The sequence below is a fragment of the Pseudomonas sp. NPDC089734 genome (assembly GCF_044748865.1).
GTDB lineage: Bacteria > Pseudomonadota > Gammaproteobacteria > Pseudomonadales > Pseudomonadaceae > Aquipseudomonas.
The window spans coordinates 105,042-129,273 of the sequence record NZ_JBIVGV010000009.1; the positions used below are offsets into that span (position 1 = coordinate 105,042).

Sequence of the window (24,232 nt, forward strand, 5' to 3'; positions counted from 1 at the left end):
AGAGAGGATCTATCGTCTTGAATGACGTCTCGCGAATGAGCGGATCGCCGCCCGATTCGCTCCTACAGTTTGAGAGCGGGTTTATCCCCTATAACGTCTGTTCCAGCCACTGCTTCAGATCGGCAATTTCTTCACGATTGATGGCATGGCCCATGCCCTCGTAAGCATGAAACTCCGGCTTGATGCCTAATCCTTTCAAGGTCACGTTGGTACGGGTGGCTCCGCTGAACGGCAGGACCGGGTCGGCGGTGCCGTGAGCGATGAAGACCTTGAACGTCTTGAAGCGCTCCTCGGGCTTGAGGCTGGCCTGCAAGACCGACAACACCGGGCCACTCAAGGCCGCGATGCCTGTGACCAGATCGGGATCGCGCAACGCCACTTCGTAGCTCATGACGGCTCCCTGGCTGAAACCCACCAGCACGACCTTTTCCGGTTGAGTGCGGTACTTCTGTGTGGCCTGCCTGATGAAGGCCGTGATCAACTCACCACTGTTTTTAAGGTCTGCGGTCTCACCGTCGTAATTCCCTTCCACGATCCGGCGGTTGAACCACTTATAGCCCCCCGGCCTGACCTCGATGGGTGCCTGCACGGACAGGTAGTTGTAGTCAGGGGACAGCAGATCCTTGAGGACAAACAGGTCCGCTTCATTCGCACCCGAGCCGTGGATGAAAATCACCAACGGTTTGTTCGGCACCTCAGCACTGGCCTGGGCCAGGTATTTCAACGGCAGGTCGGTGTGCAGAGAGTTCTGGGCCTGAACCAGCCCCGAGAATGCGAACAACAAAACGGCAAGGAATTTCAGCATGGGGTCATGACCTCTGTGAGGGCACTGCCTGGCATTCAGACAGTGCCGTATGAGTGAACGACTCAGTTCTGCATGCTGGTGCGCGAGACTTCCGGCTTGAGCAATTGCATCTGCTGACGATAGTCATCGGTCACCTGACGTGCCTGGGTGCTGCTGGTGATGACACGCGGGGTAATCAGCACGATCAGTTCAGTGCGGTCCCTGGAGCGGCTGGTATTGCCGAACAGCCACTTAAGGCCGGGAATGCGTCCCAGGTAAGGCACGGCGCTGACGGACTCGGCGTTGTCCTGCTTGATCAGGCCGCCCAACAATACCGTCTGACCGCTCTGCGCCGCCACTTGCGTCGCGACCGAGCGGGTGGAGATGCGCGGGTTGCCGTTGTCATCGGTAATGCCCGAAGTGTCCGCATCGCTGACCTGCTGCTGAATGTCCATGTACACCAGACCACCCGGATTGATACGTGGCACGACGTCCAGAATCACACCGGTCTGCACGTATTCGACACTGCTCAATGTCGTGTCGGAGGTGCTGGTGTTGACCGTGGTCTGGCTGATGGGGATGTTGTCGCCCACCTGAATCTGCGCCTGCTGGTTGTTCATCACCACCAGCGACGGCGCGGACAGCACCTGGGTACGGCCATTGGTTTCAAGGGCGTGCAGGGCCACCTGCAAATTGCTGCTGACAAAGGAATAGAACAGCGAATCGTTGGCCCCCAGCCCGGCTCCGCCACCGCCCAGCGCGCCCTGACTGCCTGAGGTGTTGGCGACCGTGGTGCTGGTGGAATTGCCTGCCAGCCGTCCCAGATACCACTGAACACCCATGTCCAGTTCGCCGGTCAGAGAGACTTCCAGAATCCGGGTTTCGATCTGTACTTGCAGGGGCGGATTGTCGAGACGCTTGATGGCCGACTCGATTTCCTTCCACTGCGCCGGGCGCGTACGCACCAATAACTGGTTGCTGCTCTTCTGCGCGGTGATCCGGGTGCTGGCGTCCAGCCCCTTGCCGGTGTTCGAGCCTTGGGCGCTGTCGGAAGCATCACTGCTGCCTGATTCGTCGTCCTGAGTGTCGCTGTTGTCGGTGGCCTGATTGTTCAGGCTGCGACTGTTGCCGAACCCGCCATTGCTTCCTAGACCGCCGGAGCTGCTGCCCATGCCGGAGCTCACGCCGCCACTGGAGTTGAGCGAAGACAATGTAGTGGTACGCAGCCCCGGCGCGACCTTGGCCGGGGAGTCATCCTTGATGGCTGCCGTGCCGTAGATCTGGCGCAGATATTTAGCCAGATCCGTGGCCTTCATGTTGCGCACGTCATAGACATACATCTGCGGTTCGTTGCCGCCGCCTTCGTCGATGGTGTGAATCCACTGCCCGACTTCGTTCAGGTACTCAGGCTGGGATGAAATCGCCACCACCGAGTTGGTCCGCTCGATCGGCAGAAAGCGCACCATCCCCGCCAGCGGCATGCCGCTCTTGGGGCCGAAGATCTTTTGCAGCTCGGGCATCAGTTCACTGACCGAAGCGCGTTGCAGGCCAAAGACGCCAACCGACATGCCCTTGAGCCAGTCGACATCGAAGGTGTCGATGGTGTCCTGATAGTTCGCCAGTTCATCGGGCGTGCCCGCCATGCTCAGGACATTGCGGGCCGGATCGACCAGCAGGAAAGCGTTTTCCCGGGCAAAGGGCTTGAGCAGCTTCTGCATTTCCGTGGCCGAGATGTAACGCAGCGGGAAGAGCCGTGCCGACATGCCCGCCGAAGGTTGTGCCACCGGCATTTCCGGTACCAGCTTGCCCGCCACCGCCTGGCTGGAAGGCAGGATGACGTAGCGGTCGCCCTGCCGGATCATGGCGTTGTCGGTCCAGGACAACAGCGTTTCCAGAATCGACAGTGCCTGCTGCTTGTTCACCGGCTTGGAGGTGGAGAAGCTGACATCGCCCTTCACACCCTGGGCAATGCTGTAGTTCTCATGCAGCAGGTCGCCCATGATGCTGTTGATCACCGCCTGGATCGGCTGATTGGTGAAGTTGAACACGATATCGCCGGTCTCGGCCTGCGCAGCAGGCACCGCCGCTGGCGTACGGACAAAACGCTGATTGCCTTTGATGATCTGCCGTTGCGGTGAAATGGCCGAAGGTTGTGGCTGGGTGTCGACAGACGCCTGCTCGCTGCGCGGATCTACCGGCGGACGTTGCGGGCCGGTGCCTTGCAAGGCTTCCTGCAGCATGCCGTTGTCGGGGTCGAGGGTGTCAGGCGCGGACGCACAGCCGCCAAGGGCGACGGCGGTGGCCAGACAAAGCAAGGGAGTGCGCAAGGTGGCGATGGTAGAAACTCCTGAAAAGGTACCCATCACGGGGCTGAATCGTTGGTTAAGGTAATCGGTGGGGTGTTCGACGGCGGCGGTAGCCGGGGCGCGGGCAAGCGCAACGCTTGCGTACGGCCATCGAGACTGAAGACGGCTTGCATCGGCTCGACACGGTCCAGTGTCCAGCCATTGGCCAGGCGTTGGCCCTGCTTGATTTTCAAGGCCGGCCCGTCGCTCTGCCTGAGCAAGGCCACGCGCAGGGAGCCATCGATGATGACGCCGCTCAGGGTCATGCCGACCAGGCTCGCAGCCTGAACACTGGCCTGTTGCACGGCGCGGTCAGGACTGCGATCGGTGCTGAACAATGGGGTTTGCCAGGTATTGGACAGACTCTCCAGGGTTGCTTCGGGCGCACGATGGGCCTGTGCCGAATGGTTGACGGGTGTACGAGGAGCCTGCTCGGGCAGCCAGTCAGGCGAATGGGCGGCGCCACTGAGCACCAGGGCAATCAATGCCGCCAGCATCGCGGCCAACCCCAGCAATGCCCACTCCAGCGGGCGCAATGCATGAATCATTGTGTGCCCTCCCCGGCACTCGCCGGTTGCAGATAGCCACGCACCAGCAGGTGCACCACCAGCTTGCCTGCCCCGCCGGTTGCCGGTGCATTGGCATCGCGGCGCATGCTCATTTCATCGACGAACAAAAACGGACGCTGGTATTCCAGAGCATGCAGGATGGCCGTAAGCGGCTCGATGGCGCAGTTGAGGGTCAGGCTGACCTTGACCTGACGATAAGGCTCGGCGCTGTCCTGTTCGGGCGTGATCGGCATACGCTGGGTCAAGGTGCAGCCACCGCCGGTCGTGGCATGGCTGTTGATCAGGTCGGCAATCCGCTGCATCAGGTCGGCAGCCACGGCGCTGGGGTCCTCGCCCGGCAACAGGCTGGTGCTGCTGGCCGGGTCGTTGCGCGCCTGGGTCAATTGCTGGCGCAGCGAATCGCCCTGAAGCAACAGCCCCGCATAGCGCTGTTGCTGCTCCCGCAGTTGTTCGGTCTGCTCGTTTATTTCGCGCAGAGGGCCGGCGAACCAGCTGTCGATCAACAGCCAGTAGGCCAGGTAAAGCACCAGTGCCAGAACGATCAGGGCCGCGCCCCGACGTTCACGGCTTGTCAGCGGACGACGCATCGGCGTTCTCCTGATGCAAGTGGGCACGCAGGGAATACTGATCCTTGCCGGTTCTGGCGTCGGGCTGGATCACGCCCTGAAACTGCGCGTTGTCCAGGCTGTGACAGTTCTTGGCGCGGGCAATCAGGGCGCTGGCCTTGGCGCTTTGCCCCGAGAAAGCCACCTCGGCGCTGTCACTGATTTCCAGATGATCGATCCAGGTGTCCGAAGGCAGGCAGGTGGTCAACTCGCTGAGCAGTGCCGACAGCGGTGTCTGAACCGCCTTGCGACGCAGCAGGTAGTTGGCTGCGCCACGGGTATTGGTCAGTTGCTGGCGCAGCGCCTGGATTTCGGCGACCTGAGCCTTCTGCGCCTGCACACTGGCCTGCATTTCTTCCAGCAATCTTTGCCGGTCGTTGAGCCATAGCAGCATGAGGCCAAACAACAAGGCACCACAGATCCACAGCAACCAGCGCTGCAAACGATGGCCGGTGCGAACCTGATGCGAGCGCAACGGCATCGGCAACAGATCGATGCCCATGCGCTGCCCGGCTGTTCCCACATCCACGGCATCGGGTTTCAACCCCTGCCCGGCGCACGCCTCGAGAATGCGATCCAGACGCTCACGCACAATGGCGACCAGCGTCACCTGAATGAAACTGGCGCTGCGACTCTCCTGCCGGGCGACAAAGTACAACTGCCCGGCCTCGAACGGCGTGAAGCGGTCCAGTTCGTAGCCCACCACGGTGGACAGATTGCGGGCCGCCGCCGCGGGCAATTGAAGGGTCTGCACCAGCACATCCGCAGGCGACAGCAACAGGATTCGGCGTGCTTCGGCCACCTGGGCAGGCAGGGGCGATGGCAGTGGCCAGGAGTAAACCTGCTCGACGGTTTCCCGGACCAGCCATTGGCGCACACGAACCGGCAGGCAAGCCTGTAGCTCCGTCAGCCATGCTTGCCAGCCACGCTCGACCAGACTGCCACGCCACTGCTGGGCGATCCGGTCGCGTAATGCGAAGACCGGTGCCAGACGTGCTGATAATGAATTCATTCTTGCCAACGCAGCACCCGGTAAGGCTGTGCGCTTCCCTCCGACGGACTCAATAGAACGGTGGTTTGTAACCGGGCGACGACGCCACCCGGTCGTTGTGCCTGACTGTCGATGACCAGTACCTGGCCGGGGTCGGCCCCGACCGCACTCTGGCTCGGCAGATTCAGACTGCGACGTATCAAGGCCGTCGCAAAGGCCGGATCGGGCCGTTCCAGGCCGCTCCACAATGTCATTTCCGGTAACAGGCGAGCGTACAACGCCTGAGTCATGCCCGGTAACTGTCTGACCTCTTCGATCACCCTCAGCGGGGGCTGCCCCGCATTGCGTTGTGCTTCCAGAAACTGTGCGACGTCGCTCGCCTGTTGCCGGGTCGCCCCGCAAGCCTGCAAGACTCTGGCGATGTCCGCAACCGGGGCGCTGTTCAGATCCAGCTTGCCCAGCTCACTGCGCACGCTGACAGCCAGTTGCGTGTCATCGAACTTCAAGGCGATCAAACGCCCGTCGGCCACCCAATACTTGCGCTGCTGCGAGTCCAGCACACCCTGTATCGCCATGTTCATGCCGGCTTCGGCCGCCATGATGGCCTGGGTATTCTCGCGCAGCCAGAGCGCCTGCCGGCTTTCAAGCTGCACCCAGCCGGCCAGCCCGCCCAGCAACAGGCTGAGCAAGGCCAGCACCCAGAGCACCACCAATAACGCCACGCCTTGTTGAGCGCTGTGAAAACGCCTCATTGGCCACCCACTCCGCCGGACAGATCCAGCCGCAGGGCAACCACTTCACTGACCCAGCCCACAGGCCCGTTCAGTTGCATATCGATACGTACTGCACCGGGCAGACGGCTTGGCCACGGCCACTCGTTCAGCCAGCCGGTCGGTTTGCCCTTGGGCGAGAGACCGCGATAACTGAACGTCAGGGCCTGCACGTCATGCAGCAGAATCTGTGGCTCACCCCAGGGCTGCACGACCGTACCGCCCACACTGGACTTGATCTGCTCGAACGTCACCTGCAGATCACGCTGCCCTTGCTCCCCGCTCAATTGCAGCGTGTGACGCTGAATACCGCCCCCCAGTTCGCCGGGCAAGGTCGCAACGAACTGCAACTGGTGCGCAGAGCCCTCGAAAAAACCATTGCTGACGCTGTCGTCATCGGACGTATCCAGCGGCAGAGCCTGACCGATGGAGCTGCGCAAGAATGCCTGGGTCGCTCGTACTTCATCCAGGCTGACCGTATAGCGCTCGGCCTTGAGCACCGCACGGTTGGCCCCCAGCAGTGCGCCACCGACCAGGACCAGCAAAACACCCAGCAGGCTGAGCACCAGCAGAATTTCCAACAGCGTGAAACCACGCTGACCGGGTCTCACGATCCGGCTCCGGACGAAGCACCGCGCAATCTCAAGGTACTGAACTGCACGCTGCGCCGATTTTCCTGAAGCGTCAGGTCAAGACGAAACAGTCGCGCCTGGGCCGTACGTCCCGGCACCTGGCGGATGTTCAGGGTCCAGTCGATACCGGCCAATACACCCTGGCGGCTCCCGTTCTCCAACGGGCCGACGCTTTCCTGATCCAGGATCGTCCGGGCCGCATGACTCAAGCGGTCACTGCGCGAAACCTGCTGCAGCGAACGGGCACTCTGCCCGAAAGCCACCAGCAGCACACTGCTGCACAGCGCCATGACCGTCAGGGCCGCCAGCATTTCCAGCAGTGTGAAACCCGACTGCGCGTTTTTCATCAAAGCGTGCGCACCTGAACACTGCCGGTCAGCCAGCCGATGTCGATACGCCAGCGACGCTCGCCATTGACCAGCGTGAGGTTGCCGCCACTGGAACCGCCATCGGGATAGAACTCCACCGCGGCCCCCAGATCGGCAGCCGTTTGCATCGTCACTTGCAGGCGCTCGGGCCAGTGCTGGACACGCTTGCCGGGTGCCTTGAAGGTCTGGCGGTGCAGGTCGAACTCTGTCCGGGCCGGCTGCCCTGTGACAATGGCCCGGACTCGCGTGGCGCGCAGCGCTTCGACCATATCCCCCACGGCACGACGCTCGCTGGCCGCGCTCAACCCCTGCTGCAAACCAAAGCCCACAAGGCCTGCGGCAATGCTGAGCAACACCAGCACCACCAGCATTTCCATCAGGGTGAAACCCCGGTTCGCGACAGGAGCATTCATGGCACGCCCTTATTCCCAGTTGCCAAGGTCGGCGCTGTAGCCTTCACCACCCGGCTCGCCATCCTGACCGTAGAAAATCAGGTCAAAGCTGCCGTGCTGGCCCGGAAAACGATAGCCGAAGGCATGGCCGAACGGGTCTTTCAGATCTGAAGGCTTGGCGTAAGGACCGTTCCAGCCCGAAGCGCTGCCCGGCTTTTCCACCAGTTGCTGCAAGGTCTTGGGCGGCGAACCCACGTCCAGTGCATAGCTCTCGATCTTCATGCCCAGGCTGGCCAGTTGCGCCTTGCCGGCGCCGTACTTGCCCTTGTCCACGTTACCGCCCACCTGACGCACGACAATGGTTGCCACGATGCCCAGCAGGACGATCACGGCCAGCATCTCCAGCAAGGTAAAACCGCCCTGTCGGCGGCCGGGTTTGAAGCGCGTACGGTTGACACTCATCAGGGTGATTCCTCGTTCATGAATTCAGATATTGCTGGTCAGGCTCATCAGCGGCAGCATGATGGCCAGCATGATCACCGCCACCATTCCCGCCATGACCACCGTCAGCGCAGGCACCAGCGCAGCGAGCAGACGGTCGATGCCACGCTTTGCCTCCACGTCGAATACATCGGCTACCTTGAGCAGCATGCTGTCCAGTTCACCGGCCTGTTCGCCGACCTCAATCATTTGCAACGCCAGATCGGGCAACAGCGGCTGCGCACCAAAGGCGCTGGCCAGTGTGCCGCCGCCCTTGACCGACTCGGCCGCCTGCTCCACTTGCACCTGCAAGGCCCGGTTGGTGCAGACCTGACGGGCAATGACCAACGCCTGCAACAGCGCCACGCCATTGCTGAGCAAGGTACCGAGGGTGCGGGTCAGGCGTGCGGCCTCCACACGTTGCAATAAAGGACCGATGACCCGAATGCCCAGCAGGCGGCGATCATTGCGCTCGCGACGTTGCGGATCGCGCAGGCCCAGAACCGTTATCCAGATCAGGACAATCAGGCCGGCAAACACCAGCAGGCCGTAATCCCCCAGAAACTGCCCGAGGTCGAGAATGACTTCGGTAATCAAGGGAATAGGGACACCCAGGTCCATGAAGATCGGCACGAACTGTGGCACCACATAAGCCAGCAACAAGGCCAGGGAACCCAGCACGCCCACCACCAGAAACGCCGGGTAGATCAGGGCGTTGATGACCTCGCCACGCAGCATCTGGCTACGTTCCAGGTAATCACTCAACTGGCGCAGGGTATTTTCCAGCGCGCCACCGGCCTCACCGGCACGCACCATGCTGATATACAGCGGCGAGAACTGACTGCCCTCTTCTTCCAGGGCGACCGACAAGGGTTTACCCGCCTTGACCTGCTCGCGAATCCGCTCGATCAACGCCCGGGTCTGCGGCTGGCCGGGTTGTTTGAGCAGAATCCCCAGGGATCGTTCCAGAGGCTGACCGGCGCCCAGCAAGGTCGCCAGTTGCTGGGTGAAGCTGACCAGCGCCGCGCCGTTCAGCATCCCGCGTCCCAATGCCCGGCGCAAACCGCCCAGCCCGGCGCTTTCTATATTCAGAACCATCAGGCCACGCTTTTGCAGCGCGGCAACGGCCGCCTCCTGATCCCTGGCTTCCAGCGCACCGCTCTGCACGACACCCGAGGCATCCAGAGCCCGGAACTTGAACAGACTCATCAGCCTTCACTCCGTGTCACGCGCAATACCTCTTCCAGAGACGTCACCCCTGCCACGGCCTGACGCAATCCTTCTTCGTGCAGGGTACGCAAGCCTCCACGACGCGCGGCTTCTTCCAGCGTGGCGGCATCGGCATGGCGCATCAGCAGGCTGCGCAACTCTTCGTTCATGACCAGCAATTCGGTGATTGCACTGCGCCCGCGATAGCCGCCGCCCGGTGCATCGGCACGCGGTCTGTAGAGGCGGATCGGACGCTCGTCGGTAAAACGCTCCAGCCCGTGTTCGGCAATCAATTCCGGTGGCGCATCGAAGGCTTCGCGGGTGGCCGGGTCCAGGCGACGCACCAGACGCTGGGCCAGGATGCCATTGACGGTCGAGGCAATCAGATAGCTTTCCACGCCCATGTCCAGCAGACGGGTGATACTCGCCGCCGCGCTGTTGGTGTGCAGGGTCGAAAGGACAAGGTGGCCGGTGAGCGAGGACTGAATCGCGATACGGCAGGTTTCCAGGTCCCGCATCTCACCGATCATGATGACGTCCGGGTCCTGGCGCACGATCGAGCGCAAGGCTCCGGCAAAATCCAGGCCGATGGCAGGCTTGACCTGAATCTGGTTGATGCCTTCGAGCTGATACTCCACCGGGTCTTCGACAGTGATGATCTTGCGCTCGGCCGTATTGAGGCGTGACAAGGCGGTATACAGCGTCGTGGTCTTGCCCGAACCGGTCGGACCGGTCACCAGCAGGATGCCGTGGGGTCGCTCCAGCACTTCCAGGAAGTCCTCAAGGCGCTCGCCATCGAAACCCAGGCTGGGAAAATCGAAGTCGATGGTCTGGCGATCCAGCAGACGCATGACCACCGATTCGCCAAAACTGGTCGGCACCGTGGACACCCGCAGGTCCAGCTCCTTGCCCTGGATACGCAGCATGATCCGCCCGTCCTGAGGCAGACGACGCTCGGCAATATCCAGCCGGGCCATGATCTTGATGCGGGAAATCACCGCTGCCGATGAGCTGGACGGCGGGGCTTCGGCTTCATGCAATACACCGTCGATGCGGTAACGCACCTTGAGCTGGCTCTCGAATGGCTCGATATGGATATCCGAGGCCCGCTGCTCGACGGCACGTTGCAGGATCAGGTTGACCAGGCGAATGACCGGTGCCTCGGAGGCCAGGTCCTTCAGGTGCTCGATGTCTTCCAGGGATCCGCCGTCTTCATCGAGGTTTTCAATCAACGTACCCATGGCCGAGCGTCCCTGACCGTAATAACGCTCGATCAGCATCTCCACTTCATTGCGCGGCCCGATGGACAGCCCGACCGGGACTTCGCAGGCATAAGCGATGGCCTGAAAGGGATACAGCACGGCGGGGTTGGCCGCCAGCACCTGCAAACCGCTGTCGCTCCAGCCCACCGGCACGACCTGATAGTGGCGCATGAAGCGCTCGGTCAGCACAGGCAAAGGGTCCAGCATGGGCGGCGCGGCTTCGGCCATCAGCAAGGGGGCCTGCAACAAGGCAGCCCAGGCACGCGCCAGCTCGAATTCGGAAACCAGCCCCAGACGCGTCAACAGCGCCAGCAGCTCGGTCCCTTCGGACTCTTGCTGCAAGCGCTGGGCACGTTCGAGATCCTGGGTTTTCAGACCGGCATTTGCCATCAGCCAGGCACAGACCTGACCGGCATCGGGAATCAATAGCTGAGTAGCATCGACGGGGGCTGACTGCATTTGAAAGGGAATCTGTACACATCGGAGGGACACAGGTTACAGCACTCCCCCATAGTGAGGGAGGCCATACTCAGAATCTTCGTACGATTAATCGGCCTGTTTCTGAGTTGTAGCGCTTTGAGGACGCCCACCTTTAGTGGTTTCGGTCTTCTGCTTTTTCGTCGCCTTCGTATCCTGGGCCTGAGTCATCACCGTGGAATCGCTCACCCCGGAAGTCGCATCTGCATCCGTGGCTTCAGCCGCAACTACCGCCCCGCTCATGGCCAGCCCCAGAACAATACCCGCACCGAAAATCGACAACTTCATAGAACGAACTCCACACAACTAAATTTAAGGGATTAGATCAACAGGTCAAAAAAATCCATTCTGGTCAGCCAACTAAACCATCCAGACCCCGACAATGCACGGAGCATTGCCCAGTGCCATGAAAATTCTTAAACCAATCGACCAGTAGGTTTAACAAGAGTTCCAGAATTGTAAAGAAAAAATTCAATTTCCTACAAAACGACACTTTTATTTGACTTTCCCGCGCAATTTTCGCCTTAATTATTTCGTTTTGTTAGTTCAAAGTGCCATCAAGTAATGGCTCTTTAGTATCAAACAAGCACAAAGTAAGCATAATATTTTAATTATGAAAACGTCGTAAAACAGCAACACTCGTTTGAAGTTTAACTACTTGAAATCGCGGTGACGGGAAACTGTTGCCCACAGAAAAGTCATGAAGTAAGCGACCGTTATCGCCGCTTCTCCCTGCATGACCCTTTACTGACCCAGTTGTTGGAGAGATGCATGAACAAACGGAAAATGATCGGCGCGCAGTCGGCTCTGGCCTTGCTGGCATTGGCTGTGGCCCAGGTGCATGCCGCCGATACCACTCAGCAGGAAGCTCGTGAGGCCCGCGCCGAAAAGGCGGCAGACAAGATCCTGGCCAAGATGACCCAGGAAGAAAAACTGACCTACATCGGTGGCACCGGTGGATGGGATGTCAAACCCCTCACCCAATATGGCATCCCGCAGATTCACGGTGCCGATGGCGGCGTCGGTGTGCGCTACACCAGCGAGGGCAACGATCAGGGCGTGGTCTATCCGTCCGGCCCGAACCTGGCGGCGACCTGGAACCCGCGCCGCGCCATCGACCTGGGTCGTGCCCTGGGCTATGACACCGCAACCGGTGGCTATCAGTTCATTACCGGCCCTGGCGTGAACCTGTACCGCATGCCATACGGCGGTCGTGCGTTCGAGTATCTCTCCGGTGAAGATCCGTTCCTGGGTGCCAGCCTGGCACCCGGCGTCATCAACGGCATCCAGGCTCGCGGTGTCTGGGCCAACGCCAAACACTTCGCAGCCAACGACCAGGAAAGCAACCGCTTCAATCTGAACCAGATCATGGATGAACGTGTATTGCGCGAGATGTCGCTGCCAGCGTTCGAGTCGGCAGCCAAGAACGGCAACGTCGCCATGATGATGTGCGCCTTCCAGAAGATAAACGGTGAGTTCGCCTGCGAAAACAAACACTTGATCACCCAGATTCTCAAGAAGGAATGGGGTTACAAGGGCTTCGTCCAAAGCGACTACAACGCCGTCGTCAATGGCCTGAATGCCGCCCAGGCAGGCACCGACCTGGACATGATGGGCTATCAGATGAACAGCACCATCCTGAAGCCTTATCTCAACAGCGGCGAGCTGAGCGCTGCGACCATCGACGACAAGGTCCGTCGCATCCTCAAGCAGATCTACCTGTACAAGTTCGACAGCAAGACGCCTTCGACCCTGCACAACATGAACAGCGCCACCAGCAATAAGGTCGCCCTGAACGCCGCCCGCGAAGGTATCGTGCTGCTCAAGAACCAGGACAACCTGCTGCCGCTGGACAAGCAGAAGGTCAAGAAAATCGCCGTTGTCGGCAACCTGGCCAAATACGCGCCGCCTACCGGTTTCGGCAGCGCCAACGTCGAAGCCACACGCTACGTCAGCGAGCTGAGCGGTCTGCAACAGATCGCCCCGAATGCCAGGGTCGAGTTCATCGACGGCCTGTCACTGGACCCCGCCGCCTCCGTCTGGACCAGCACCAATACCGCTGGCGATGAAACCAAAGGCATGAAGGTCGAATACTTCAGCAATGCCAACTGGTCTGGCGATGCAGCGGTTACCCGCACGGAAACCCATGTCAATCTGGACTGGGCCAACGACACCGACCTGCCGTTCGACAGCGATACCTCGACCTCCGACCCTTACACCAGCAAGGGTTCGACTTCAGGCTCGCTCAATGGCGACACCTCTTCCACGTCGATTCGTTACACCGGCAAGATCACACCGACCCAGAGCGGCGAACAGGTGTTCAAGGTTCGTGCCGACGGTGCCGTGCGCCTGTACGTCAACGGCAAGAAAATCATCGACAACGGCGATGGCAATCCTCTGCCGGACAACACCATTCCACCGACCATTCCGGAATACGCCAAGATCAGCCTCAAGGCGGGTCAGAGCTATGACGTGAAGCTTGAATACTCCCGTCGCGCCGGTTATCTCTCGACCATGGGTGGTCTGGTGGGCGTGCAGATGAGCTGGGCAGCGCTGAACGCGCCGCAGGATCTGTCGGGCTATGACGCCGTGGTGGTCGCCGTCGGTAACAGCAATGAATACGAAGGCGAAGGTTTCGACCACAGCTTCGACCTGCCTGAATACCAGAACGAGCTGATCCAGAACATCGCGAAGGTCAACCCTAATACCGTGGTGACCATGTTCGGCGGTACCGGCCTGAAAATGAGCGACTGGATCGATCAGGTTCCGGCAGCCCTGCACGCCTTCTACCCGGGCCAGAACGGTGGTCAGGCGCTGGCCGAGATTCTGTTCGGCAAGGTCAACCCGTCGGGCAAGCTGCCGATCAGTATCGAGCGCAATATCGAAGACAACCCGGCCTATGCGTCCTTCCCGAAATTCGACAACGAAGGCACGCTGAAGGAGATGAACTACAAGGATGACCTGTTGCTGGGTTATCGCGGCTACGAGAAGAAAGGCATCAAGCCCCTCTACCCGTTCGGCTATGGCCTGTCCTACACCTCCTTCGGCTACAGCAACATCAGCGTCACGCCGGGTGTCGCGGTCGGCAACACGCCGATCAAGGTGTCGTTCGACCTGACCAACACCGGCAAGGTGGGTGGTTCTGAAGTGGCTCAGTTGTACGTCGGCCAGCAGAACCCGAAAGTCGAGCGCGCGCTCAAGGAGCTCAAGGGCTACAAGAAAGTGTTCCTCAAACCGGGCGAAAGCAAGCGTGTGACCATCGAACTCAACGATCGCTCGCTGGCTTACTACGACGTCAAATCCAAACAGTGGGTGGTCGATGCCGACACCTTCAACCTGTCGCTGGGTGCTTCGTCGCAGGACATTCGCCTGAATGCCAGGCTGGTCAACCCGTTCCGTCAGGAACTGTCGACCACCACCAGCAACCCGCTGCCACGCTCGGCGCTGAACTCGGTGAATGTCAGCAAGCCGCCCGTGAAGACCGGCGGGATTTTCGACCAGACCACCGACGAGTAACACAGACGCGGTAACCGGTCGCCCACAAGGACAGATCAAGGCTCAAGGATGAGCTCTTATATCCCTGTCGACCTGCGCAATGTAGGTGTCGAAACTGTCCACCAGATCGACCTGATCCGGAAAACGCAGCCACTGGATCTGTAAGCCGTCCATCATCGCCAGGATCTGTTTGATCAGCGTGGGCAAGTCCACGTCGGCCCGCACCTCTCCCCGCTCGACCAGATCCGAAAACTGCCCCAGCATCCGCTCGTAGATCCGCTGATAGCGCGCCTGAAACCAGGCCCAGGCAGGCTGGTTTTCCAGCAGGCTTTCGGCATTGAGAATCGAGAAGGCACGCACCACGCCCGGTGCCGTGGCATTGGAACGGTTGATGGCCCGCAGGCTGCCCAGCAGTCCCGTCAGGTTGTTTTCCGCACGCACTTCATCGGCAATCTTGCGGCTGACTTCGTCACGTCGCTCCAGAACGCCCATCAACAGGGACACCTTGGTCGGGAAGTGATGCAGCAGACCGGCAACGGAAATCCCGACGATGCTCGCGACCTTGGCCACCGATGCGCCGGTGTACCCCTCCAGGGAAAACACCTGCAAGGCGGCATCGAGCAGTTCTTCGCGGCGCTTCTCACCCTTGGGCGCGCGCCGTTGCCGAGGGACTGTCGAGCTTTCGCCCTGAGAGTGGTGCCGAGTCATGGCAGGCTCCTTCTTGAACAGGCGCGTACCCTACTCACTCGGGTAGTCGCTCGCAATGCTCTGGTGCGACCGATTATCGCAAGATGTGTCTACCAGCGTTCTCCCAACCCCAGCAGTCCGAGAATCTGCCGCCGCAGGTCCACAAGGTAAGGATCGTCGCGGTGACGCGGATAAGGGCGCTCGATGGTCAGTTGTGCCTTGATACTGGCCGGTCGGTCACTGAATACGATCACCCGGTTGGCCAACAGCAGCGCCTCTTCGACATCGTGGGTCACCAGCAGCGCGGTGTAGCCCTGACGCTGCCACAGGTCGATCAATTCCTGCTGCATGGCGATGCGGGTCAGCGAATCGAGCTTGCCCAGCGGCTCATCGAGTATCAACAGCCGAGGCTCGTTGACCAGCGCCCGCGCCAGTGCCACCCGCTGCGCCATGCCTCCGGACAGTTGCCTGGGGTAAGCGCGCCCGAACTGACTGAGCCCGACTTTCGCCAGGGCCGCATCGACCCTGGCCGACTGGGCCTTCAGCACACCTTGAGCCTGCAACCCCAGCGCCACGTTGTCCCACACCCGACGCCAGGGATAGAGCGTCGGGTCCTGAAACACCACGACCCGGGTCGGGTCCGGGCCGCTGACCGGAACGCCATCGGCCAGCAAGGCACCGCTGTCGGCGGGCTCAAGCCCGGCCACCAGACGCAGCAAGGTCGACTTGCCGCACCCGGACGGCCCGAGCAGCGCCACGAACTCGCCGGGGGCAATATCCAGTGACACCCTGTCCAGCACCGGCAGACGCTGCCCGTCCAGGGCGAACCCATGGCTGAGGTTATCGATGCGCAACGCCAGACCGGCGTGCGATGAGGCTTTTGAATCCCGAGCGGTCGCTACCATTTCATCGTTCCCTGTTGCCAGGCCAGCAAACGATCACGAACCAGAAACAGTGCCGTGATCAACCCCGAACAGGCCAGCGCCATGATCAACAGCGCGGCATACATATTGGCGTAGGCTGCCCAGCCTTGCGCCCACTGCAAGTACCAGCCGATCCCGGATTTGACGCCCATCATCTCGGCCACCACCAGCGTCGAGAACGACGCTCCCAGGCCCATGAAAAGACCGACGAACACATGGGGCAAGGCGGCAGGAATCGCGACGCGGAAAATCAGGAAACCGGGTTTCGCCCCCAGTGTTCGGGCCACGTCGTAGTAAGCCTTGTCGACACTGGACACCCCCGACCAGGTCAGCACCGTCACGGGAAACCAGGTGGCCAGTGCAATCAAAAACACGCTGGCGCTCCAGCTCGTGGGAAACAGAAAGAAGCACAGCGGCAACAAGGCCGTGGAAGGCACCGGGCCGAGAATCCGCAGAACCGGATGCAGCCAGTAACCGATGCTACCGGACCAGCCGATGGCAACCCCGGCGATAAACCCGGTGATCGCACCCAGCGCCACGCCAGTCCCCAGCAACAGGGCCGAATGCATCAGGCTTTCCAGCAGACGCGGCCAGTCTTCGACATACACATCCAGCAAGGCCTGCGGCGGTGCAAAAAATGGCACAGGCAGCAGCCCCGACTTGGCCGTGAGCACTTCCCAGATCCCCAGCAGAATGGGCAGAGCAATCAGCCAGGGACCAGCCGACCGGGTTCGCCGTGCCAGTGCTTCCGACCAGCGCCCGGCAATACCGGCCAGTACGATCACCAGCGCAATGGCCAGACACAGGTTGGCCAGCCCCTCGGTCATCGGCCATTTGCGTGTGGCATTGGGCAAATAAAGGGTCAAGGCCGCAACAGAGACCCAGGCGAGCACCGCCACCACGCCCGACTTCCAGAGACCGGAAGCCTGACGAGGCACCACCGTCGCCAGTGTGGACACTTCAACTGAAGACATCGGCAGTGATCTCCCTGGAGAATTCGGCGGCGTCGGTGCTCTGACGAATCACTTCGACGGTTTTCAGGTCCGTGACATACGTCTGGATTTCTCGGGTCAAAGCCGCGCCGACGGCGTGATGCCCATGGGTATGGTCATGAAGAATGGCCTGCACTTCCTCCACAGAGGTGTTCAGGGCATGGGCCTGGAAACCTTTGGCGACCACTTCGGGATTTTTCACGGCGTAATCGTGAGCTTCCAGAATCGCCTGGGTCAGGGCCGCCACCACACGCTTGTCTTCACGCACCAGCTTGCCGGTGACGCCCACCACGCAACAACTCAGGCTGGCGTATTCCTCCACCAGATTGGTGGACAACTCCCGTGCCTTGCCCGCATTGATCAGGCGATACATGAACGGATCACTGCCGCTGACTGCCTGCACCTCTCCCCGCTCCAGCGCCGTGCCCAGCAAGTCGGCCGGGTACAGACGCCACTCCACATCACGCACCGGATCGACACCGTGCTTCTTGAGCAGCACCGAGAAGAAATTGCGGTCGGGGCTGGCCATGTCGGTGACGCCGACGGCCTTGCCCTTGAGATCTTCCAGCTTGTTGACCGAACCATTGGCGGCACTGAGCAGACGCAGGCAACCGCCATGCGTCCCTGCCGTCAGTTTGACATCGAACCCTTGCTCCAGCGCCTTGAGCCAGCGCAGCGCCATGCCCACTCCCGCATCGGCCTTGCCGGTGGCAATGGCTTCAAGCAGCACTTCGGTGGAATTGCCGAAGTTGACCAGCTCTACGTCCAGATTGTGCTTCTTGAAAAAGCCCTGGCCATGGGCAATCACCACCGGCGCAAGGCAAACGGCATTGAGATTGACCGCCAGCTTGAGCGCACGCGGCTCGGCCAGCCGAATGAAATCGCCGGTCCCGGCCGGCTCAAGATCGGGATGGCTCAAATGCCCGGCATGTTCATCCACCGCCCAGCCGGAACGCGGCAACGACAGCAATAAAGGGCTGGCCAGCGCGGCACTGGCCCACCCCAGCAAACGGCGACGGGTTAAGGAATCGAAAGCGGCCATGCAGATGTTTCCTTGAGAAGTAGGGACGGTGAATGCCTTCACCGAAAAGTTTTAATAACTTTTCTCAAGGTTCCGGCCATTGGTTAAAACCATATCACCGGACTAAACATTCTATAAATTCATTTAAATTATAAATAAATATGCAAACAATCTATCAAAAAGACGTACCTCGGCAATGCCATCGAAGGGTCATCGCCACTCCCCACAAGACCAGGCTGATCCCCAGAGAGAGCAACAAAAGCCCGCGATCCCCCGCAGACTCGCGCACCATGGCGTAGAACCACGGCGCGCCCGCCGAGACCAGAAACCCCGGCGCCAGCAAGCGGCCCTGTAACAACGTGTAGCGATCATGGGCAAACAACTCGAACGGCAGGCTGGCGCGCAACAGGGTTCCAAGGCCATTCATGGCGCCATAACCGAAGATGAACAGGCACGCCAGCCAGGCCCATTGCTGGCTCAGGAGCGCCATGACGAAACACAGCGTCAGGCCAGCCCCCACCCAAACGTTCAGGCGCAGCGCCGGCACCGATTGCGCCAGTAGCGCCTGAATCAGTCGAGCCGTGGTCTGCCCGATCCCCCACAAGGCCACCAGCCCCACGGGAACGCCGAATCCCGCCAGAATGGTCGGCAAGTGCCCGGACAGACCGGCCGACATGAAACCGATCAGCATCATGCCCATGGCATAACCGGCCTGACGCTGCCAGGGTGTAACGCCATCGGTCTCGGTCGCCCTGTGCACGACGTCTACACGTATACCCGGCAGCCCGCTCAGTAAAAGCCCGCTGAACAGAGCCAGAGCGGCATACACCCCGAGCCCGCTTCGCCAGCCAAGCACTTCATTCAAGGCATGCCCCAACGGCCAGAACACCGCGGAAGCCAGACCGCCCAGCAAAGTGATCTGGATCATCAGCGGACGAGCCTTCGCAGCCAGCAAGCCGGCCAGGACGGCAAACAGCGCATCGTAAAGCGACAGGCGCATCCCGCCCCCCAGAACGGCCCAGGCCATGAAGTACGGCACCGGACTCTGGCATGACGCCAGACCACAACAGCCGAGTGCGTTGAGCAACGCCCCCAGTTGCAACACCTGACGTGCGCCCAGCCGCCGGATCAGGCGGGCCACGAACGGAGAAACCAGCCCCATGACCAGCATCGCCACCGAAAGCCCGGCGAATACCCGCTGACCACTCCAGCCCAGATCATCGGCAATGGCCTGGCCAAAGGCTCCGGGCAGATAAAACGTCACCCCCCAATTGATCAGCTGTGCAACCCCCAGGCGCAGCACACCCAGTCGAGACACGTCCATGCCGTTCATTCGGCATCAGACGACAGGTTCGGGAGCGCTGAGCGAACCGTCGCCCAGGGTCCGCTGCATCAGAACGGTATCCACCCAGCGTCCGTGCTTGAAACCCACCGACTCGAAGACCCCGACCCGACGAAATCCCAGACGCTCGTGCAAACGAAGCGAGGCGATGTTTTCGCTGTTACCGATGATGGCGATCATCTGCCGCCAGCCACCATTCACGCAGTGTTCGATCAACTCCCCCAGCAGCGCCTGGCCAATGCCCAGCCCGCCCATGCCATTGCGCACATACACCGAATCTTCCACGGTAAAGCGATATCCCGGACGCGGTCGGTAAGGCGTGACATACCCATAGCCCACCACTTCGCCCTGACGCTCGGCCACCCGATACGGCAATCCCCTGGCGAGCACGTCGACACGGCGGCGCAGCATTTCGTCCAGACCCGGCGGCTCCAGCTCAAAACTGGAAATGCCGCCCAGCACATGCTCGGCATAGATGGCCTGTACCGCAGGCATATCATCATCACGGGCGTCGCGGAGGATCAGGGTGTCGTTCATGTGAAGGCTCTTGGGGATGACTATCGAATGGATGCGATGATGCCGCCCGACAAACCATAAACAAAGCTATGATTCTTCATCCAGAGCATAAGTAAAACTTTGTCATGCGCCGATTGAACCTCAACCACTTGCACACCTTCTCGCTGGTCATTGCCCATGGCAGTTTCTCGGCGGCGGCCGAGCGCCTGAACCTGACCCAGCCGGCTGTCAGCCTGCAAGTCAGGCAGCTGGAAGAACATCTGAACCTGCGGCTCATCGAACGTGTCGGTAAACGGCTCAAACCCACATCGGCGGGCAGTACCCTGCTCGAACATGCCTCCCGCATCGATGCCGTGGTCGAAGAGGCATTGCTGGAACTGTCCGGCCATGCCCATGGCATCACCGGCCAGATCGCAATCGGCACCGGGGCCACGGCCTGCATTCACCTGCTGCCGCCCATGCTGCAAGACCTGCGCCGGCGCTTTCCGGAACTGGACGTACGTGTCAGCACCGGCAACACCGATGGCATTCTCAAGGCCGTGGAGGAAAACCGCCTGGACCTGGCCCTGGTCACCCTGCCCGCTTCAGGTCGCAGCCTGGCCGTCACGCCCTTGCTGGAGGATGAGTTCGTGGCGATCTTCGCCAGCCAGCAAGACTCTCTGCCGGATGCGTTGACACCCCAGGCACTGAGCGATTACCCGCTGGTCGTCTTCGAGGCGGGCAGCAGCACCCGGCGCCTCATCAATGAGTGGTATCTACAGGCCGGTATCCGCATCAAGCCGGTCATGGAACTGGGCAACATCGAAGCCATCAAGGAAATGGTCGCCGCCGGGCTGGGCTACAGCATCGTGCCACGTATGTCGGTAGCCTCAGCCCATCACCGGCGCGGCTTGCAGGTTCATACACTGACTCCGGGCCTGAGCCGCACGCTGGGCATCGTCCTGCGGCAGGACAAACCCGTCAGCAAGGCCCTGCGCGAAGTGCTGGATGCGTTGTACAGCGTCCCTCGCAAATGAGCCGATGACCACCCTGTCCGCACCGGCACTAATCGCCGTCTGGCAGTTGCATCGGCGACGGATCCAGTTGTACGATGACTGCTGACTTTTAAAGAATACTGTTCCGGCCAATGGTCGGAAACCGGCAAGACCCCCACCCGTAAAGCGACTCGGCAACCCATAAGGAGCGCAGGTCCAACCTTCACCCGGACCAGCCTCCAACGTCAAAACAACAGGAGATACCGATGCCTAACATTCTCGGCCATAACTTCATCGCTGGCGGCCGCAGCGCCCTTGGTCAGATTCAGCAGAAAAGCCTCGACGCCACCACCGGTGAAGAGCTGCCTTACAGTTTCTCCCAGGCCACCGACGGTGAGATCGATGCCGCCGTCCAGGCCGCCCGTGAAGCCTTCCCCGAATACCGCCAGCTGAGCCCGGCCCGCCGTGCGGAGTTCCTTGAAGCCATCGCTGACGAAATCGACCAGCTGGGCGATGACTTTGTCGCGATCGTCTGCCAGGAAACCGCTCTGCCTCAAGCGCGTATCCAGGGTGAGCGTGGTCGCACCAGTGGCCAGATGCGCCTGTTCGCCAAAGTCCTGCGCCGTGGCGATTACCTGGGTGCCCGCATCGACCTGCCACTGCCGGACCGCAAGCCTCTGCCTCGCGTCGACCTGCGCCAATACCGCATCGGCGTAGGCCCGGTCGCCGTCTTCGGTGCCAGCAACTTCCCGCTGGCCTTCTCCACAGCCGGTGGCGATACCGCCGCAGCACTGGCAGCGGGCTGCCCGGTCGTCTTCAAGGCCCACAGCGGCCACATGGCGACTGCCGATCTGGTCGGCTGTGCCATTGTTCGCGCAGCCGAACGCACCAAAATGCCAAAAGGCGTGTTCAACATGATCTTCGGCAACGGTGTCGGTGAAGGTCTGGTCAAGCATCCGGCCATCCAGGCCGTAGGCTTCACCGGTTCCCTGGGCGGCGGCAATGCGCTGTGCAAAATGGCCGCCGAACGCCCGCAACCGATCCCTGTCTTCGCGGAAATGTCGAGCATCAACCCGGTGGTCCTGTTGCCACAGGCACTGGCGGCACGCGGCGAAACCGTCGCCAAAGACCTGGCCGCTTCCGTGGTGATGGGCGCAGGCCAGTTCTGCACCAACCCTGGCGTGGTGATCGGCCTGCGCTCCCCGGCCTTCTCGGCATTCCTGGAGCAACTGACCGAGCAGATGGGCGGCCAGGCGCCTCAGACCATGCTCAACGCGGGCGGTCTGCGCAGCTACAGCAAAGGTGTCCAGCACCTGCAGGAACATCCGGGTGTCACTCACCTGGCCGGCAAGCCGCAGGAAGGCAAGCAGGCACAGGCGCAGCTGTTCAAGGCCGATGTCAGCCTGCTGCTCAACGGTGACGAACTGTTGCAGGAAGAAGTCTTCGGCCCGACCACGCTGGTGATCGAAGTCGCTGACGATGCCGAACTGAAAAAGGCGCTGCTGGCCCTGCGTGGTCAGCTCACCGCGACCCTGATCGGCGAACCTGCGGACCTGAGCCAGTACAACTGGCTGCTGCCGCTGCTGGAAGAAAAGGTCGGCCGTATTCTGGTCAACGGCTACCCGACCGGTGTCGAAGTCTGCGATGCCATGGTCCATGGCGGCCCTTACCCGGCCACTTCCGATGCCCGCGGCACGTCGGTGGGCAGCCTGGCCATCGATCGCTTCCTGCGTCCGGTCTGCTACCAGAACCAGCCTGACAACCTGCTGCCACCTGCACTGCAGAACGCCAACCCACTAGGCCTGAAACGTCTGGTCAATGGTGAGTGGAGCGACCAGGCTATCGCTTGATCGCCATCCGTAGACAAGAGCGGCGCGGCCTAAAAGGGCCGCGCCGTTTTTTATGGGTGAAAGAAACAGGTTCAACACAATGAATATCCTCAAGGAACAGGGTCAGGAGCGGCATCGCTCCTGGGCACAGATCGGCACCGCATCGACCGCAGAAACGGTCGTGCGGTGTCAGTTCGGTATGCACCAGACCTCGTGCATACCGTTTCAGGATGGACAGGACTGGCTACTCAGACCGCCTCCAGGACATTGATCGGCACCGGCACGTTCTGCACAGGCCCCAGAGGCAACCCGAACAGCAGGACATCAGACTGTTGATCGCCGAATCGGGCGATGTTGGGCAAACGCGCCCACAGTTGCGCACCGATGGCCGTCACGATCTTCTGGCTGGGGGTATTCGCCGCCATGATCCAGGCCACCAGGTTCTCCAGCCCCGCTTGCTGCCCCAGCATGACCGTGGCCCGCCCCAGCACCACGCCGATACCACTACCGTAATGATCACCGCGCACGTAGATGGCCGTTTCTCCCGTCTTGTAACAGGCCTGGGTTCCCCAGCTGAAACGGTTGATCGAGAGCCAGCCGAGGATTTCGCCACGTCGCTCGTAGACGTAAACAGGCAGGCCGTCGCGTTTATAGAGATTGACGTAGAACTTCACCTCCTCATACGTCATTGGCCGGGTCACCGGTGAGTTGGCTCCCGTGGCAGCCGTCTCGTTGAAGATTTTCATCATGGCTTCCAGATCGTTCTCGGTGAACTCACGGATACCTTTGGGCAGGCGTGGCAGATCGGGTTTGGCGACAAAACTGTTCATCAGTGAACCTCCTTGGAATAAACGCTGGATTTGAGCTGCCCACGCGCCCGGGCCAGGCGTGAGCGGATGGTGCCGATGGGGATTGCCAGATGGCGTGCGGCGTCCTGATAGCTGACGTCCGAATCGACCACCAACTGGATGACTGTGCGCATGTCGACTGAAAGCTCTTCGATGGCTTCGAGGGTCCGGCCCAGCGTTCGCTGGTAATCGCTGACCAGGCTCGGATCATGGCCGTGCTCCAGGTTTTCCAGTTCGGAGTCGGTCAGTTCCATGCACTGAGGCTGGCTGTAGAACGTCTTGAAGTGGTTTCTCACCAGGTTGGCCGCGATGCCGAACAACCAGGTTTCCGGCCTGGAGGTGCCCAGGTATTTATGCTGATTACGCCAGGCTTCCAGATACGTCATCTGTACCAGGTCGTCGACGTCGGCCTGATTGAAAACCCGTTTACCGATGAAGCCACGCAGTTTCTTCTCGCTGCTTTTAGCCAAGCCACCCAGATCCAGTGCGATAACACCGATCACTTTCCCTTCGCGCTGCATACCTTTGACTTCCACGGTTGTATCTCCCAATCCATCAGAACTTTTGCCGGTAGTGGCCAGATAGGGAGAGCAGCGAATGTACCAACTATTTAATAAATCTAACTTGTTGTTTTTTAAGGAGTTTAATCATCAAAAAAGGGTGTTTTGTGCCATTTGTTGCATTCCAGACACAAACCTCATGCAAGAACTGGCACAGCGTT

General features: G+C 60.7%; 24 protein-coding genes. 3 read left to right on the forward strand and 21 right to left on the reverse strand.

Annotated elements, in window-relative coordinates; all coding sequences use genetic code 11:
* Positions 1-88 precede the first annotated feature (88 nt).
* From ACIPY9_RS13790 to ACIPY9_RS13850, 13 genes are all read right to left on the reverse strand, one after another.
* Positions 89-805, reverse strand: coding sequence for an alpha/beta hydrolase (locus ACIPY9_RS13790; RefSeq protein ID WP_400701840.1), 717 nt, complete (start codon positions 803-805; stop codon positions 89-91).
* 62 nt (positions 806-867) lie between these two features.
* A complete protein-coding gene (gene gspD / locus ACIPY9_RS13795; RefSeq protein ID WP_400701843.1) occupies positions 868-3,147 on the reverse strand; it encodes a type II secretion system secretin GspD in 2,280 nt (759 codons plus the stop codon).
* Positions 3,147-3,677, reverse strand: a complete 531-nt coding sequence (locus ACIPY9_RS13800) for a hypothetical protein (protein WP_400701846.1) — start codon at positions 3,675-3,677, stop codon at positions 3,147-3,149. Before ACIPY9_RS13800 ends, gspD begins: the two co-directional genes overlap by 1 nt.
* Positions 3,674-4,285, reverse strand: a complete 612-nt coding sequence (gene gspM / locus ACIPY9_RS13805) for a type II secretion system protein GspM (RefSeq protein ID WP_400701849.1) — start codon at positions 4,283-4,285, stop codon at positions 3,674-3,676. Before gspM ends, ACIPY9_RS13800 begins: the two co-directional genes overlap by 4 nt.
* A complete protein-coding gene (locus ACIPY9_RS13810; RefSeq protein WP_400701852.1) occupies positions 4,260-5,315 on the reverse strand; it encodes a type II secretion system protein GspL in 1,056 nt (351 codons plus the stop codon). Before ACIPY9_RS13810 ends, gspM begins: the two co-directional genes overlap by 26 nt.
* A complete protein-coding gene (locus ACIPY9_RS13815; protein ID WP_400701855.1) occupies positions 5,312-6,046 on the reverse strand; it encodes a type II secretion system minor pseudopilin GspK in 735 nt (244 codons plus the stop codon). The genes ACIPY9_RS13810 and ACIPY9_RS13815 overlap by 4 nt, the downstream gene beginning before the upstream one ends.
* A complete protein-coding gene (locus tag ACIPY9_RS13820; protein ID WP_400701858.1) occupies positions 6,043-6,675 on the reverse strand; it encodes a prepilin-type N-terminal cleavage/methylation domain-containing protein in 633 nt (210 codons plus the stop codon). Before ACIPY9_RS13820 ends, ACIPY9_RS13815 begins: the two co-directional genes overlap by 4 nt.
* Positions 6,672-7,043, reverse strand: a complete 372-nt coding sequence (locus ACIPY9_RS13825) for a type II secretion system protein (RefSeq protein ID WP_400701861.1) — start codon at positions 7,041-7,043, stop codon at positions 6,672-6,674. The genes ACIPY9_RS13820 and ACIPY9_RS13825 overlap by 4 nt, the downstream gene beginning before the upstream one ends.
* The gene (locus tag ACIPY9_RS13830; protein ID WP_400701864.1) at positions 7,043-7,477 is read right to left on the reverse strand and encodes a Tfp pilus assembly protein FimT/FimU; all 435 of its coding nucleotides are present in this window, start codon (positions 7,475-7,477) and stop codon (positions 7,043-7,045) included. The genes ACIPY9_RS13825 and ACIPY9_RS13830 overlap by 1 nt, the downstream gene beginning before the upstream one ends.
* Before the next feature lie 9 nt (positions 7,478-7,486).
* Complete coding sequence (gene gspG / locus ACIPY9_RS13835) at positions 7,487-7,918, reverse strand: type II secretion system major pseudopilin GspG (RefSeq protein WP_400701866.1); 432 nt, start codon at positions 7,916-7,918, stop codon at positions 7,487-7,489.
* A gap of 24 nt (positions 7,919-7,942) precedes the next feature.
* Positions 7,943-9,145: a type II secretion system inner membrane protein GspF gene (gspF, locus tag ACIPY9_RS13840; RefSeq protein WP_400701869.1), complete on the reverse strand. Its 1,203-nt coding sequence runs from the start codon at positions 9,143-9,145 to the stop codon at positions 7,943-7,945.
* Entirely contained in the window at positions 9,145-10,866 is a 1,722-nt protein-coding gene (gene gspE, locus ACIPY9_RS13845) for a type II secretion system ATPase GspE (RefSeq protein ID WP_400701872.1), read from the reverse strand. Before gspE ends, gspF begins: the two co-directional genes overlap by 1 nt.
* Positions 10,867-10,953: 87 nt before the next feature.
* Positions 10,954-11,172, reverse strand: a complete 219-nt coding sequence (locus ACIPY9_RS13850) for a hypothetical protein (protein ID WP_400701875.1) — start codon at positions 11,170-11,172, stop codon at positions 10,954-10,956.
* Between the two features lie 483 nt (positions 11,173-11,655).
* Between ACIPY9_RS13850 and ACIPY9_RS13855 the strand changes: the two genes are divergently transcribed.
* Positions 11,656-14,400 carry a glycoside hydrolase family 3 C-terminal domain-containing protein gene (locus tag ACIPY9_RS13855; RefSeq protein WP_400701878.1) on the forward strand — a complete coding sequence of 915 codons (2,745 nt, stop codon included), beginning with the start codon at positions 11,656-11,658 and terminating at the stop codon, positions 14,398-14,400.
* A gap of 42 nt (positions 14,401-14,442) precedes the next feature.
* Here ACIPY9_RS13855 and ACIPY9_RS13860 read toward each other — a convergent pair whose 3' ends face one another.
* The 6 genes from ACIPY9_RS13860 to ACIPY9_RS13885 all read right to left on the reverse strand — a co-directional run bounded on the left by ACIPY9_RS13860 (position 14,443) and on the right by ACIPY9_RS13885 (position 19,881).
* Entirely contained in the window at positions 14,443-15,087 is a 645-nt protein-coding gene (locus ACIPY9_RS13860) for a TetR/AcrR family transcriptional regulator (RefSeq protein WP_400701881.1), read from the reverse strand.
* A gap of 89 nt (positions 15,088-15,176) precedes the next feature.
* Positions 15,177-15,971, reverse strand: a complete 795-nt coding sequence (locus ACIPY9_RS13865) for an ABC transporter ATP-binding protein (RefSeq protein WP_400701884.1) — start codon at positions 15,969-15,971, stop codon at positions 15,177-15,179.
* A complete protein-coding gene (locus ACIPY9_RS13870; protein WP_400701887.1) occupies positions 15,965-16,963 on the reverse strand; it encodes an ABC transporter permease in 999 nt (332 codons plus the stop codon). Before ACIPY9_RS13870 ends, ACIPY9_RS13865 begins: the two co-directional genes overlap by 7 nt.
* A complete protein-coding gene (locus tag ACIPY9_RS13875; RefSeq protein ID WP_400701890.1) occupies positions 16,950-18,023 on the reverse strand; it encodes an ABC transporter substrate-binding protein in 1,074 nt (357 codons plus the stop codon). Before ACIPY9_RS13875 ends, ACIPY9_RS13870 begins: the two co-directional genes overlap by 14 nt.
* A 154-nt stretch (positions 18,024-18,177) precedes the next feature.
* Positions 18,178-19,335 carry an MFS transporter gene (locus ACIPY9_RS13880; protein WP_400701893.1) on the reverse strand — a complete coding sequence of 386 codons (1,158 nt, stop codon included), beginning with the start codon at positions 19,333-19,335 and terminating at the stop codon, positions 18,178-18,180.
* A gap of 6 nt (positions 19,336-19,341) precedes the next feature.
* Positions 19,342-19,881, reverse strand: a complete 540-nt coding sequence (locus ACIPY9_RS13885) for a GNAT family N-acetyltransferase (RefSeq protein ID WP_400701896.1) — start codon at positions 19,879-19,881, stop codon at positions 19,342-19,344.
* Positions 19,882-19,985: 104 nt separating this feature from the next.
* On the opposite strand from ACIPY9_RS13885, the gene ACIPY9_RS13890 reads away from it, so the two are divergent.
* Together ACIPY9_RS13890 and ACIPY9_RS13895 are read left to right on the forward strand one after the other, a co-directional pair.
* Positions 19,986-20,876 (forward strand): LysR family transcriptional regulator, encoded by an 891-nt coding sequence (locus ACIPY9_RS13890; protein WP_400701899.1) that lies wholly within the window; start codon positions 19,986-19,988, stop codon positions 20,874-20,876.
* A gap of 224 nt (positions 20,877-21,100) precedes the next feature.
* The gene (locus tag ACIPY9_RS13895) at positions 21,101-22,684 is read left to right on the forward strand and encodes an aldehyde dehydrogenase (NADP(+)) (RefSeq protein WP_400701902.1); all 1,584 of its coding nucleotides are present in this window, start codon (positions 21,101-21,103) and stop codon (positions 22,682-22,684) included.
* A gap of 227 nt (positions 22,685-22,911) precedes the next feature.
* Here the strand turns inward: ACIPY9_RS13895 and ACIPY9_RS13900 are convergent, their stop codons facing one another.
* Together ACIPY9_RS13900 and ACIPY9_RS13905 are read right to left on the reverse strand one after the other, a co-directional pair.
* On the reverse strand, positions 22,912-23,493 hold the full coding sequence (locus ACIPY9_RS13900) for a GNAT family N-acetyltransferase (protein ID WP_400701905.1): 582 nt from the start codon (positions 23,491-23,493) through the stop codon (positions 22,912-22,914).
* Positions 23,493-24,047: an RNA polymerase sigma factor gene (locus tag ACIPY9_RS13905; RefSeq protein WP_400701908.1), complete on the reverse strand. Its 555-nt coding sequence runs from the start codon at positions 24,045-24,047 to the stop codon at positions 23,493-23,495. Before ACIPY9_RS13905 ends, ACIPY9_RS13900 begins: the two co-directional genes overlap by 1 nt.
* Positions 24,048-24,232 lie beyond the last annotated feature (185 nt).